At 63.8% G+C, this 11,624-nt stretch carries 13 protein-coding genes; 4 read left to right on the forward strand and 9 right to left on the reverse strand.

The genetic code is table 11. The annotated features are described in order from the left end of the window. The 3 genes from ENZ74_RS08585 to ENZ74_RS08595 all read left to right on the forward strand — a co-directional run. The coding region (locus tag ENZ74_RS08585; RefSeq protein WP_164760972.1) for an ABC transporter permease at positions 1-694 on the forward strand (694 nt) is incomplete at its 5' end. Between the two features lie 10 nt (positions 695-704). Continuing rightward, positions 705-1,466, forward strand: coding sequence for a glucose 1-dehydrogenase (locus ENZ74_RS08590; protein WP_063169500.1), 762 nt, complete (start codon positions 705-707; stop codon positions 1,464-1,466). Between the two features lie 301 nt (positions 1,467-1,767). After that, positions 1,768-2,478, forward strand: a complete 711-nt coding sequence (locus ENZ74_RS08595) for a hypothetical protein (RefSeq protein ID WP_063169499.1) — start codon at positions 1,768-1,770, stop codon at positions 2,476-2,478. Positions 2,479-2,625: 147 nt separating this feature from the next. On the opposite strand, the gene ENZ74_RS08600 is transcribed toward ENZ74_RS08595, so the two are convergent. The 9 genes from ENZ74_RS08600 to ENZ74_RS08645 form a co-directional block, all read right to left on the reverse strand. Further along, a complete protein-coding gene (locus tag ENZ74_RS08600) occupies positions 2,626-4,134 on the reverse strand; it encodes an aldehyde dehydrogenase family protein (protein WP_063170400.1) in 1,509 nt (502 codons plus the stop codon). A gap of 160 nt (positions 4,135-4,294) precedes the next feature. Then, complete coding sequence (locus tag ENZ74_RS08605; protein ID WP_013528939.1) at positions 4,295-4,639, reverse strand: cupin domain-containing protein; 345 nt, start codon at positions 4,637-4,639, stop codon at positions 4,295-4,297. Between the two features lie 23 nt (positions 4,640-4,662). Continuing rightward, entirely contained in the window at positions 4,663-5,004 is a 342-nt protein-coding gene (locus ENZ74_RS08610) for a cupin domain-containing protein (RefSeq protein WP_063170399.1), read from the reverse strand. A gap of 17 nt (positions 5,005-5,021) precedes the next feature. Then, a complete protein-coding gene (locus tag ENZ74_RS08615; RefSeq protein WP_063169498.1) occupies positions 5,022-5,372 on the reverse strand; it encodes a cupin domain-containing protein in 351 nt (116 codons plus the stop codon). Between the two features lie 229 nt (positions 5,373-5,601). Continuing rightward, positions 5,602-6,876, reverse strand: coding sequence for a glycosyltransferase (locus ENZ74_RS08625; RefSeq protein WP_063169497.1), 1,275 nt, complete (start codon positions 6,874-6,876; stop codon positions 5,602-5,604). 13 nt (positions 6,877-6,889) lie between these two features. After that, positions 6,890-7,963 (reverse strand): ABC transporter ATP-binding protein, encoded by a 1,074-nt coding sequence (locus ENZ74_RS08630; RefSeq protein ID WP_024504743.1) that lies wholly within the window; start codon positions 7,961-7,963, stop codon positions 6,890-6,892. Next, positions 7,960-8,754: an ABC transporter permease gene (locus ENZ74_RS08635; protein WP_063169496.1), complete on the reverse strand. Its 795-nt coding sequence runs from the start codon at positions 8,752-8,754 to the stop codon at positions 7,960-7,962. The genes ENZ74_RS08630 and ENZ74_RS08635 overlap by 4 nt, the downstream gene beginning before the upstream one ends. Further along, entirely contained in the window at positions 8,747-9,589 is an 843-nt protein-coding gene (locus ENZ74_RS08640; RefSeq protein ID WP_027163033.1) for an ABC transporter permease, read from the reverse strand. Before ENZ74_RS08640 ends, ENZ74_RS08635 begins: the two co-directional genes overlap by 8 nt. Positions 9,590-9,692: 103 nt before the next feature. Further along, complete coding sequence (locus ENZ74_RS08645) at positions 9,693-10,757, reverse strand: spermidine/putrescine ABC transporter substrate-binding protein (protein ID WP_063169495.1); 1,065 nt, start codon at positions 10,755-10,757, stop codon at positions 9,693-9,695. A gap of 239 nt (positions 10,758-10,996) precedes the next feature. Between ENZ74_RS08645 and ENZ74_RS08650 the strand changes: the two genes are divergently transcribed. Next, positions 10,997-11,624: GntR family transcriptional regulator (locus ENZ74_RS08650; protein ID WP_127312730.1), on the forward strand; the 628-nt coding region annotated here is incomplete at its 3' end.

The following is an 11,624-nucleotide window of genomic DNA, read 5'->3' on the forward strand; positions in this document are numbered from 1 at the left end:
GTACGGCAAGGCACTGGCGAACCCGTTCCTGGTCGAAGCGCTGAAGAACAGCCTGTTCATCGCCACCACCAGCGCCTTGCTGGCGGCGCTGTGCGGCACCGCGGCGGCACTCGGCCTGGCGCGCGTCGGCGTGCGGACCCGCGCGGTCTTCGACGCACTTCTGGGCGCCGCGATCGTCGTTCCGGGCGTCGTGATCGGCATTTCGACTCTGGTCGCGCTCGTCCAATTGTTCACCGTGGTCAATCCGTTCCTCGCCTCGATCTGGCCGGACGACCAGCCGCCGCGGCTGGCGCTCGGCTACGGTTCGATCATCGCGGCGCACGGGCTGTTCTCGATGGCGCTGGTGACGATGATCGTCGGCACGCGGCTCGGCAGCCTCGACCGCAATCTGGTCGAGGCGTCGAGCGATCTCTACGCGACGCCGTTGACGACGTTCCGCTCGATCGTGCTGCCGCAGGTCATGCCGGCGGTCGTTGCCGGCTTCCTGCTCGCCTTCACCTTCTCCTTCGACGATTTCATCATCGCCTTCTTCGTCGCCGGCGCGCAGACGACGCTGCCGATCTATGTCTTCGCGTCGATCCGGCGCGGCGTGACGCCGGAGATCAACGCCATCGCGACGATCGTGCTCGTCGCTTCCGTGCTGCTCGTGGTGCTTGCCCAATGGCAGTTGCGCCAGCGCAAGCCGTCGAACTGAAAGCCGCATCATGATCCTCAAAGACCGCATCGCCGTGGTGACAGGCGCCGGCTCCGGCATCGGGCGCGCCGGCGCCATGATCATGGGCAGGGAAGGCGCGGTGGTCGTCATCGCCGACAGGGATCAGGCCGCCGGCGAAGCAACGGCTTCGGACATCCGCGCGGTCGGTGGCCAAGCCGAGGCGATCACGACCGATGTCGCTGATGATGCGGCGGTCGAACAGCTCATTGCCGGCACGCTCGACAGGCATGGGCGCATCGACATCCTGCACAATCACGCCGGCATCCAGATCGGCGGCACGCTGACCGAAGTGGAGGTCGGCGGCATGGATGCCTCGTGGCGGGTCAATGTGCGGGCGCAGTTCCTGGCGGCGAGACAGGTCATGCCCTCGATGATCGCGCAGGGCGGCGGGGTCATCCTCAACACCGCCTCCAATTCGGGCGTGTTCTACGACCGCGAGATGATCGCCTACGCAACCTCCAAACATGCGGTGGTGGCGATGACACGGCAGATGTCGCTCGACTATGCCCGTCACAATGTCCGCATTAACGCGCTCTGTCCGGGCTGGGTCGACACGCCGTTCAACGAACCGTTCATCGCCCAGATGGGCGGACGCGGGGCGATCGAAACCTATGTCCGCACCAAGATCCCGATGGGCCGCTGGGCCAGCGCCGATGAGATCGCCGAAGCGATCCTGTTCCTTGTCTCCGACCGTTCATCCTTCATGACCGGCCAGGCGCTGGTAATCGACGGCGGTGAAAGTATCGGCTGAGCCTTTTGCTTTCGCTATCAACTCCCCTGTTTTCAAAGCTTGTCCGATATACCACGCAAAGACTTTCACCCATGCCGCTGCTTGCCCGCAGGACTATAGTCCTGCCGGCATGGGACTTCAGTGCCATGGCCGTCCAAGAGCGTGAATTTGTGTTTGATATCAGTCGGTTAAGTTTCTGGCCGGGTGCCAGATCGCGTATTGAGACAGCATTTGTCTAAAGTTTACTCTGCACTATTAGCAATTCCTCATAGGACGGTCGCTTAGCGGTCGGGCCAGGGCGACGATTCCCGAGGAGATTACCATGACAAACCGGAAAACTCTGCTGGCGGCGCTTGCCGCATTGGCGCTCCTGGCATCTCCGGCGCTCGCCGGCAATGGGCACGGCGGTGGCGGTGGCAATGCCGGAGGCAACGGGCACGGCAACGGCGGTAGCAATGGCAACGGCGGCGGCAATGGCAAGAGCGGCGCTTCGCACGGCAAGTCGTCGTCGGCCCCCGGCCAGGTGGCCAAAGCGGACGACACCACGGTCGACAAGACCACCAAGGTCTCGTCCGTGCCCAAAGGCAAGAACATCCACGCCAAGCTTGGCCGGGTGAGCTCGCTGAAGCGCAACATCAATGCCTATATGAACTCGAAGAGCAAGAAATTCGCCGCCCTTCAGGCATTCGTGACGCAGTCCGCCAAAGCCAAGGTCGCTCAGGCCGCCGCCGACGCAGCACAGGCTAAGCTGGATGCGCTGACGTCCCTGACACCCGATCAGATTGCCGCGATGTCGCCCGAAGATCAGGCGGCCCTGCCTGGGAAGATAGCTGCTCTGCAGGCCGAGGTCGCTGCCGACAACGCTGCTGCTGCTGCGGCCGCGGTCGGCACCGATGATGCATCGCTCGACGCGGCATTGGCGGATATGGCCAACAAGCCCGTCGACGCCGCGGTCACGTCCTGGGCTCAAGACGTCCTTGCCGGCAAGATCGACCAGACGGCTGCCGCGATGCAGACGGAAACGACGCCGTAACGAACCGCCGCCGAAACGGTAGTGGTCAGTCAAAGAAGATGCCGCCGGGTTTCACTCGGCGGCATTGCCTTTTCCCGCTCATGGTCGGGCTGGCTATCCAGGGATAGCCACCGAGCTGGCGTCCAGGGATAGCCAGGCTCGAAACACTCAGACGTGCTTGCGGCCGCCGGTTTCGCGGAACCAGCTGTCGGGATAGGGATACCACCAGTCCTGGATCGCAGGCTTGTGGTCGATGATCACCATTTTGGAGCGGCGGAAGGCGTCGAGCCCCTGGCGTCCGAGCTCGCGGCCAAGGCCCGAGGCCTTCCAGCCGCCGAACGGCAGGGCATCGTTGTCGATCAGCGGGTTGTTGACCCAGACCATGCCGGCTTCGAGCCGTTCAGCCGCCTCGTGGGCTTCGGCCAGATTCGATGTGAACACCGAAGCGCCGAGCCCGAACGGGCTGTCATTGGCAAGCCGGATCGCCTCGTCGAAATCCCTGACCCGGCAGATGGCGGCGACGGGTCCAAAACACTCTTCGCGCACGATCGCCATATCAGGGGTGACGCCGGTCAGGATGGTCGGTTCGTAGAACCAGCCGATGTTGTGCGCCGGCGGGATGCGCCCGCCGGTCACCGCCTTGGCGCCATGGGCAATGGCGTCATCCACAAGGCGCATCACTTTGGTCCGCGCGCTTTCGCTGACCAGCGGGCCGATCTCGGTCTTGTCCATGCCGTTGCCGATGCGCAGCGCCCGCGTCCTTTCGGCGAACAGCGCGACGAAGCGGTCATGCACGGAATCGACGACGAAGAAGCGCTCGGCCGAAGTGCAGACCTGGCCGGTGAGGTGGAAGGCGGCGGTGACGCTGCCGGCCGCCGCGATCTCGAGCGGGGCATGCTCGCTTATGATCAGCGGGTCGCTGCCGCCGGCCTCGATGACGCACGGCTTCATGCGTTCGGCGCAGGCTACCGCCACCGCCTTGCCTGCGGCGACCGAGCCGGTGAAGGCAACGGCATGGGTGCGGTCGGAGGCGATCAGCGCCTGCGCTGTGGCCGCTCCGCCGGGCAGGCAGGAGACCAGCCCCTCTGGCAGCGAGCGGAACACGGTCATGTAGTCCAGCGTCGAGAGCGTCGTCGCCTCGGCCGGCTTGATGATGCAGGCATTGCCGGCGGCGAGCGATGCGGCGACCGTCCAGCACATCAGCAGGATCGGGAAATTGTAGGGCATGATGTGTACGGAGACGCCGTAAGGTTCGTAGCGCGCATACTGGAACGAACCGGCCTGCGTCGTGCCGGCGATCTTGCCGGCATCGTCGCGCGCCATCTCGGCATAGTAGCGGAAGATCGGCGCGCAATTGGCGATCTCGCCGATCGCTTCGGGGTAGGGTTTGCCCATCTCGCGCACCATCAGCTCGGCGCAACGCGTGAAGTCCGCCGCCTCGATGGCGTTGGCGACGGCATGCAGATGCTTGGCCCGGCTCTTGGCATCGAGCTTCTTCCAGGCGGCCTGCGCCTTCGTCGCGGCCGTGAGTGCGGTATCGATCTCGCCGTCTGTCGCAGCAGAGATAGCGCCGACGGTTTCCAGCGTCGCCGGATCGATCACCGGTTTTGCCGCGCCGGCCATCGACCGGTAGTCCGGATTGACGAAGAAGGTTGGCCGGTCAGGAGAGAAATCCATTTTGTCCTTCTCCATTTACGGAGCCTTTTTGAGAATTCGTCCTGCCGAGGCAGATGGCGTGGCTTTCGAGAACCGGAGCGCAGCGGACATTTAGTCCGTGAGCACCGGAAGCGCAGAAAGCCGCGTCAGGTGTCCGGCAGGGCAGAATTATCGAGAAGGCTCAGCGGATCATGTAGACCTTCTTGATTGTCTCATGGACGGTGCAGACGCCCTTCCAGTCCTGCGGGAAGAACGCTGCCGTATCCGGCTCGATCTCGATGACCTCGCCGGATTCATGCACATAGGTGCAGCGCCCTTCGAGGAAATGGCAGAACTCGTCGCGGGTGACATGGCAGTGCCATTTGCCCGGAGTGCAGACCCAAAGCCCGCATTCGGAGCGGCCTTCCGGCCCCTTGTACAGCAGCTTGCCCGAGGTATGGGATTGGCCCTCGATCATGGTCGGGATGACGCCCCAGTCGACGAGGTCGGTAATGGTAAGCGGGGATTTCATGATGGGGGTTGTCATATCGATTCCTTGGAAATGGGTGCTCAGCGGCACATGAAGGCCTTGGTCAGCGTTTGCGTGATGATGGAGATGCCGGTCCAGCCGGCGGGGAAGAATACCAGCGTGCCGGCCTCGACCGCGATCTCCTCGCCGTCGCCATGGACATAGCTGCCGCGTCCCGACAGGAAGTGGCAGAATTCGTCGGCGCCAAAGGTGACCTTGCGCGTGCCCGGCGTGCACGCCCACAGGCCGCATTCGCTCGATCCGTCCGGGTTCTGCGCCAGGATCTTGCCCGAAGCGCGCGGCGAACCGGCGAGCGTGTTGCTGCCCGCGCCCCAGTCTTCCAATTCCACGGCCGAAGCCTTCGGCCAGTGCGGTGTCGACATGTCATCAAGCTCCGTGGTCACGCCAGCATGTAGACGTTGCGCATCGTCTCATGCACGGTGCATTCGCCTCTCCAGCCGGCAGGGAACATGACCACGGTGCCGGTGGAGACTTCTATCACCTCACCGACATCCGACCGGTAGGTCGCGCGGCCGGCGACGAAATGGCACAATTCGTCGCGCGGGATACTGAGGCGCCAGCGGCCTGGCGTGCAGACCCAGATGCCGGATTCCGGCTGGTTGTTTGGCCCTTTGTGCACGAGCCTGCCGGTGGAGCGCGAAGCGCCGTCCAGCGCGTCAGGTTGGACGCCCCAGTCGACGAGGTCGGTTCGGGTGGTGGCCTGGTGGAGGTGTGGGGCGGAGGAGGTCATGAGCGTGCTCCATCATTTGGGCGCTCAATCCCGCCCCGTTTTCGCTCTACGAGGCCCCCCTCTGTCCTGCCGGACATCTCCCCCTCAAGGGGGGAGATTGGCAACTTTGGCTTCTGTGTCTCTTCTTCAGCGTTGAAAATTGGCGAAAGCCGCCGCGAAATCCAATCTCCCCCCTTGAGGGGGAGATGGCCGGCAGGCCAGAGGGGGGCGCCTGGGCTCCGCATCTCAATCACAGCAGCGTCTCCAACAACCCGGCCGCTTTCTCCGGCCCATTCTGCGCGTGCATCTGCGCCGATGTCTTCGCCAGCTTGGCTTTCATCGCCGGGTCGGTCAGGCAGGTCTCGATCTTGGCAACCAGCTCGGCATCGGTCCAGTCGTAGCGCGGCATGCCGAAGCCGTGGCCGGTTTCCTCGACGCGGGTGGCGTTGTCGTGGCCATCCCAGACATAGGGCATGATGATGGCCGGTTTGCCGAAATAGAGGCACTCGGTGAACGAGTTGTTGCCGCCATGGTGGATGACGGCATCGACCTGCGGGATCACCGAGGGCTGCGGAAACCAGCTGTCGACAATGACGTTACCGGGCACGTCCGTGTACTGGTCCTTGTAGCCGCCGACATTGACCAGAGCCCTGTAGCGCGTCTTGCCCAATGTCGCGATGATGCGCTTCAGCAGATCGACATCGCCGGCGCCCAGGCTGCCGAAGGAGACGTAGAGCAGCGGCCCGTCATTGTTCCTGGAGAAGGTCGGCACCGTGTACGGCTTTTCGTGCCGCACGCAGCCTTCGAGGTACTGGAATTTTGCCGGGTCGAGCGGATGGCGGCGCTTGAATTTTGCCGCTTCGGGGTAGAGCAGCAGGTTCAAATAGGGCGAGGCTTCGAAGAACTGGCCGATCGGATAGGGCGCCTCGTGGTTGGCGGTGAGAAAGCCGTTGAAGTCGTCATGGATCGGCTTGATCACCGCATTGAAGTGGTCGCGGTAGCGCTGGTGGCCGGCATGGTCGTTCTCGCCGCAGCCGGAGAGATGGGGCGGGATGTCCTCGTCCTCGATCTCGTTTTCCGAGCAGGAGATGACGCGCACCCACGGCTTGCCGTACTGCTTGATGGCCGGGAACAGGATGACGTTGTCGACGCAGATCACATCCGGCTTGATGGCTGAGAGAACGCGCGGCAGATCCTTCTGCGCCCATTTGGCGCTGTCGACGATCGCCGTCCAGCAATCCTTGACGTAGTTGTCGACCTGGTCGTAGGGCGATTTGCGGAAGTTCGGGATATGGCCGTTGATGAAATCCTCCCAGAATTTCGCCATCTGCTCGGGCGGCATCGGCTCCGACAGGTTCACCGGATGCGCCTCGAAGCCGTAGCCCTTGTAGACATCGACGAAGCCGGGGTCGGACAGGAACACCGCCTTGTGGCCGCGCGCTTCGACTGCCTGGGCGATACCGACGGAATTGAGCGCCGGGCCGTAGGCGGCTTCTGGAAAAAACGCGATCGTCTTCTGCGCCATCAGGCTTCTCCTGTCATTCTGCGAAAATTCTGACATCGGCGGCATCCCAGCCGAGTTCGACCTGGTCGCCCGACGAGACCGGCCGGCGGTCGGCGGCATCTGCGGTGACGCGCACCAGGAACGGCTTTGGCGACAGGGGCGTGCGGACATGCAGCTGCAGGTCCAGCCCCTGATAGGCCAGCGCCTCGACCGTGCCGGTGATGCGGTTGGCGGTTTCCGCCGATGGGAATAGCCGGATGCGCTCAGGGCGCACCGAAGCGACAGCGGATGCGCCGGGCGAGAGCGTTGCCGGAACCTTGCCTGATATGCGTGCGCCATTCGTGGCTACAACGCCATCGACGGCGGCTTGGCCCGGCACGAAATTCATCACGCCGATGAAGTCGGCGACGAAGCGATCGGCGGGGTGTTCGTAGATCGCGTGCGGCGTGTCGCATTGCAGCAATCTGCCGTCTTTCAGCACCGCCATGCGGTCGGCCATGACGAGCGATTCCTCCTGGTCATGGGTGACGATGACGAAGGTGATGCCGACCTCGTGCTGCAGGCGCTTCAATTCCAGCTGCATGGCGCCGCGCAGCTTCTTGTCGAGCGCGCCGAGCGGCTCGTCGAGCAGCAGCAGGCGAGGCCGCTTGACCAGCGCGCGGGCAAGCGCGACGCGCTGCTTCTGGCCGCCCGACAATTGCTCCGGCTTGCGGTCGGCGAAGGGGACGAGCTCGGTCGTCGCCAGGATGGCATCGACGCGGGAGCGGATTTCAGCTGTTGGCAAACGTTCCATCTCCAGGCCGTAGGAGACATTGGCGCGAACGCTCATATGCGGAAACAGCGCATAGGATTGGAACATCAGATTGACCGGCCGCTTGTTGGGCGGGGTTTTGGCGATGTCACGTCCGTCGAGCAGGATGCGCCCGTCATTGGGCGTCTCGAAACCGGCCAGCATGCGCAAGAGCGTGGTCTTGCCGCAGCCGGACGGGCCGAGCAAAGCGAAGAACTCGTTCTCGCGGATGTCGAGCGAGATGCCGTCGACGGCCATCACCCTGCCGAAATTCTTCGACACATGATCGATGGCCAGCAGAGTGCGGGGTTCGCTCATTGGCCGATGATCCCACGGTTGAGCCGCTGCGACAGGGTCAGCGCGGTGATCGAGACCGCCATGACGATGGTCGCCAGCGCGTTGATCTCCGGCGTGATGCCGAAGCGGATCATGGCGTAGATCTGCATCGGCAGCGTCGTCGAGGCGCGGCCGGCGCCAGCGGTGAAGAAGGCGATGATGAACTCGTCGACCGAGAGCGTGAAGGCGAGCAGCGCCCCTGCAATCACCGCCGGCGCGATGACCGGCAATGTCACCCGCCGGAAGGTGGTGAGCGCGGAGGCGCCGAGATCGGCGGAGGCCTCGACGATCGACCAGTCGAAACTCTTCAGCCGCGCGCGCACCACCGAGCAGACGAAGGCGAGGTTGAAGACGACATGGGCGAGGATGATGGTGTGCAGGCCCATGGTTAGATTGAGCATGGAGAAGAACGAGAGCAGCGCGATCGCCAGCACGATGTCGGGAATGATCATCGGTGCGAAAATCAGCGCTTCGAGGGCCTTGCCGTATTGCCGGCGCATCTCGATGCCGATCGCCAGCAGCGTGCCGAGCAGAGTGGCGATCGCGGTCGAGACCAGCGCCACGATCAGCGTGTTGAGGGCCGCGGACAGGATCGCCGAATTCGAGGCCAGCGAGACATACCATTTCAGGGAGAATCCCGACCATGCCGTCGGCAACCCGCCTTCGTTGAAGGACAGCGCCACCAGCACGGCGATCGGGATGTAGAGGAAAGCGAAGACCAGGCTGAGCACGAGCCAGAGCGTGCGCCGCGTGGCAGGGGAGCGCTCAGCCATCGGTGTCTCCGCCGGCTTGCGTGACGTGACCCGAGGCGCGATTGGCGGCCAGCGCTTGCGCCATCAGTACCAGAAGCATGATGGCAATCAGCGCCATCGCCAGTGCCGCCCCGAAAGGCCAGTCGTTGGCGGTCAGGAACTGGTCGTAGACGAGGTTGCCGATCATCTGGAAGCGGCCGCCGCCGAGCAGCGCGGGCGTGACGAAATTACCGATCGACAGCACGAAGACGAAGACCGCGCCGGCGGCGATGCCCGGTACGGTCAGCGGCAGGATGACACGACGGAACGTGGTGGCTGCCGAAGCGCCGAGATCACGCGAGGCCTCGGCGAGTTCCGGGTTGAGTCGCGACAGCGGCGCGTAGCAGGCGAGAATGACGAAGGGCAGGTAGTTATAGACCAGGCCGGCGATGACGGCGCCTTCGGTGTAGAGCATCGACGGCGGCTCGCCGGTGTAGCCGAACCAGCGCAGCAGCTGGGTAATCAGGCCTTCGCGGTTGAGCAGCACGATCCAGGCATAGGTGCGGATCAGATAGTTGGACCAGAACGGCAGCACGGCGAAGAACAGGAACACTGGCTGCCACCGGCGCGGTGCCGCCGATATCGCGTAGGCGGCAGCATAGCCGATCACCACCGCGATCAGGGTCGCGGTGCCGGCGATGCGCGCCGAATTGAGGAAGATGCCGGCATAGAGCGGGTCGAAGACCAGGCCGAAATTCTCCAGCGTGAAGGTGTATTCGATGCCGCCATAGATGCCACGCCGGAAGAAGGCGAGCGCCAGTACCAGCGCGCACGGCACCACCATCAAGGCCGCGAGCCAGGCCAGCGCCGGGGCCATCAGCAAGGAGGAACGAAGTCTGGTTGAGGACACGATTGGGTACCGCATTCAGCGGCCGACGGCGGAAACCCGCCGTCGGCCGTGGTCTCTGATGTGCCGCCGCTTACTGCGCAGCCTTGATCTCGCTGACGATCTTCGAATAGTCGCGCTGGGCGTCGCCGACGTCACGCAACTGCTCGAATTTGACGAGATCGGCCACCGGCATCGCCATGTTGGGGAATTTTGCCAGAAAATCGGCCGGCAGGCTCTCCATGGCCGGCTTGTTCGGCACCTTGTAGTCGATGTTCTGCGCCGCCCAGGCGTGGTTCTTGGCGTCGAGCATGAAGTTGATGAACTGGAAGGCGGCGTCCTTGTTGGCGGAGGCCTTCATCACCACCATCGTGTCGACCCAGAGGTCCGAACCTTCCTTGGGAATGACGTATTTGATCTCCGGCTTTTCGGCGATGCCGTAATTGCACCAGCCGTCCCAGGCCTGCACCATCAGTGCCTCGCCGGACACCAGCTTGGAATAGAAGGTGGTGTCGTCATAGGCGAGCAGGGTCTTCTTGGCCGAGATCAGCAGATCCTTGACCTCGGCCATCTTGGCCGGGTCGGTTTCGTTGACCGAATAGCCCTTGTCGAGCTGGCCGGCGGCCAGCAGCCAGCGGTCGGTCGCCAGCATGGTGGTCTTGCCCTTCAATTCGTCGGAGGGCGCGAGCAGGTCGCTCCAGCTGGCCGGTGCGACCTTCATCAGATCCGAGCGATAGCAGAGGCCGGTGGTGCCCCAGGTGTAGGGCACCGAGAAGGCATTGCCGACATCGTGCGGCAGCTTGGCTGCTTCCGGATAGAGGTTGGCGAGGTTGGGGATCTTGGCGTGGTCGATCGGCTCGGTCAGGCCGAGCTTGTTCAGCACCTCGGCGAAGGGTGAGGAGACAAAGACCACGTCATAGCCCTTGCCGCCGGCGGCGATCAGCTTGCCCATGATCTCTTCATTGGTGGCATGCACCACCACTTCGCCCGAAACGCCGGTTGCGGTCTTGAAGGCGGCCATGGCGTCGGGTGCCATGTAGCCGTCCCAGTTGGAAATGACGAGGTCGGCAGCCGTCGCCGGCGCGGACAGCGCCAAGGCCAGGCCAAGTGCGATCGAAGATGTTTTCAGCGCACGGCGCCGCAGGCTGGTAGCGGTCATGACAGACTCCCATTCGGTTGATCGTCGAATTTCATTCGCCGGACCAACGCTTGCGACCCTTGCCGCTGCCTCGATCCTGTTCCCTCGGTCTTTTTCTCGCCGATTGTGCTGACAGTACTATTGCAGAAAAAAGTACGTCAATCCATAATTTGTCAAACGACCGAGGAAACTGGCCGATTGCGTCCGTTCGGGCGATCGGTCAAATCAATGCGGTCATCTCGTTTTCCGCTGGACCAGCCATGCAAGCCGCAGCCAGACGACCCCGCACCAACCATCTTGATCTGGCGCAGCGCATCCTGGATGTGGCGCGCCAGCGCGGCTTCGAGCCCGGTGCACGCTTGCCCGAGCAGCAGATCGCGTCGCTGTGCAATGTCTCGCGCACGCCGGTGCGGGCGGCACTCGGCCTGCTCGCGGAACGGGGCGTCGTGCGCTGGGAGGCGGAGTCCGGTTATCATCTGGCCATCGACCTCACCGCGCAGGCTTCGGTCGCCACGGAATTGCCCGCTGCCGAGGAGGACGAGTTGGCCGAGGCGATCCTGCGCGACCGCTCGGCGCGGCGACTGGACCAGACGGTGACCGTCGCGGGATTGATGCGGCGCTACAGTGCCGAGCGCAAGACGGTATTAAAAGCGTTGAACAAACTGACCGAAGAGAATCTGCTGGATCGTGCGCCTGGCCAGTCCTGGCTGTTTCGGCGCACGCCCGACGATCCGGAAGCGCAAGGCGACAGCTACGAGTTCCGCTTGCTGCTCGAGCCCGCGGCCATCCTGACGCCCGGCTTCAGGCTGGACGGCGCGCGGGCGGCGACGTTGCGCCAGGCTATGGAAGCGCTGGTGACGCTGCCGGACGCCGCCTTCGACACACGCG

It is taken from the genome of Mesorhizobium sp. M7A.F.Ca.CA.002.15.2.1, from assembly GCF_003998715.1.
Classification (GTDB): Bacteria; Pseudomonadota; Alphaproteobacteria; order Rhizobiales; family Rhizobiaceae; genus Mesorhizobium; species Mesorhizobium ciceri.

What these genes read in the sequence shown, in the direction of transcription:
- ENZ74_RS08635 (WP_063169496.1), bottom strand. Translation starts at nt 8,754, where the DNA reads ATGGCTGAGCGCTCCCCTGCCACGCGGCGCACGCTCTGGCTCGTGCTC.
- ENZ74_RS08645 (WP_063169495.1), bottom strand. Translation starts at nt 10,757, where the DNA reads ATGACCGCTACCAGCCTGCGGCGCCGTGCGCTGAAAACATCTTCGATC.
- ENZ74_RS08595 (WP_063169499.1), top strand. Translation starts at nt 1,768, where the DNA reads ATGACAAACCGGAAAACTCTGCTGGCGGCGCTTGCCGCATTGGCGCTC.
- ENZ74_RS08625 (WP_063169497.1), bottom strand. Translation starts at nt 6,876, where the DNA reads ATGGCGCAGAAGACGATCGCGTTTTTTCCAGAAGCCGCCTACGGCCCG.
- ENZ74_RS08615 (WP_063169498.1), bottom strand. Translation starts at nt 5,372, where the DNA reads ATGACCTCCTCCGCCCCACACCTCCACCAGGCCACCACCCGAACCGAC.
- ENZ74_RS08630 (WP_024504743.1), bottom strand. Translation starts at nt 7,963, where the DNA reads ATGAGCGAACCCCGCACTCTGCTGGCCATCGATCATGTGTCGAAGAAT.
- ENZ74_RS08590 (WP_063169500.1), top strand. Translation starts at nt 705, where the DNA reads ATGATCCTCAAAGACCGCATCGCCGTGGTGACAGGCGCCGGCTCCGGC.
- ENZ74_RS08610 (WP_063170399.1), bottom strand. Translation starts at nt 5,004, where the DNA reads ATGTCGACACCGCACTGGCCGAAGGCTTCGGCCGTGGAATTGGAAGAC.
- ENZ74_RS08640 (WP_027163033.1), bottom strand. Translation starts at nt 9,589, where the DNA reads ATGGCCCCGGCGCTGGCCTGGCTCGCGGCCTTGATGGTGGTGCCGTGC.
- ENZ74_RS08605 (WP_013528939.1), bottom strand. Translation starts at nt 4,639, where the DNA reads ATGACAACCCCCATCATGAAATCCCCGCTTACCATTACCGACCTCGTC.
- ENZ74_RS08600 (WP_063170400.1), bottom strand. Translation starts at nt 4,134, where the DNA reads ATGGATTTCTCTCCTGACCGGCCAACCTTCTTCGTCAATCCGGACTAC.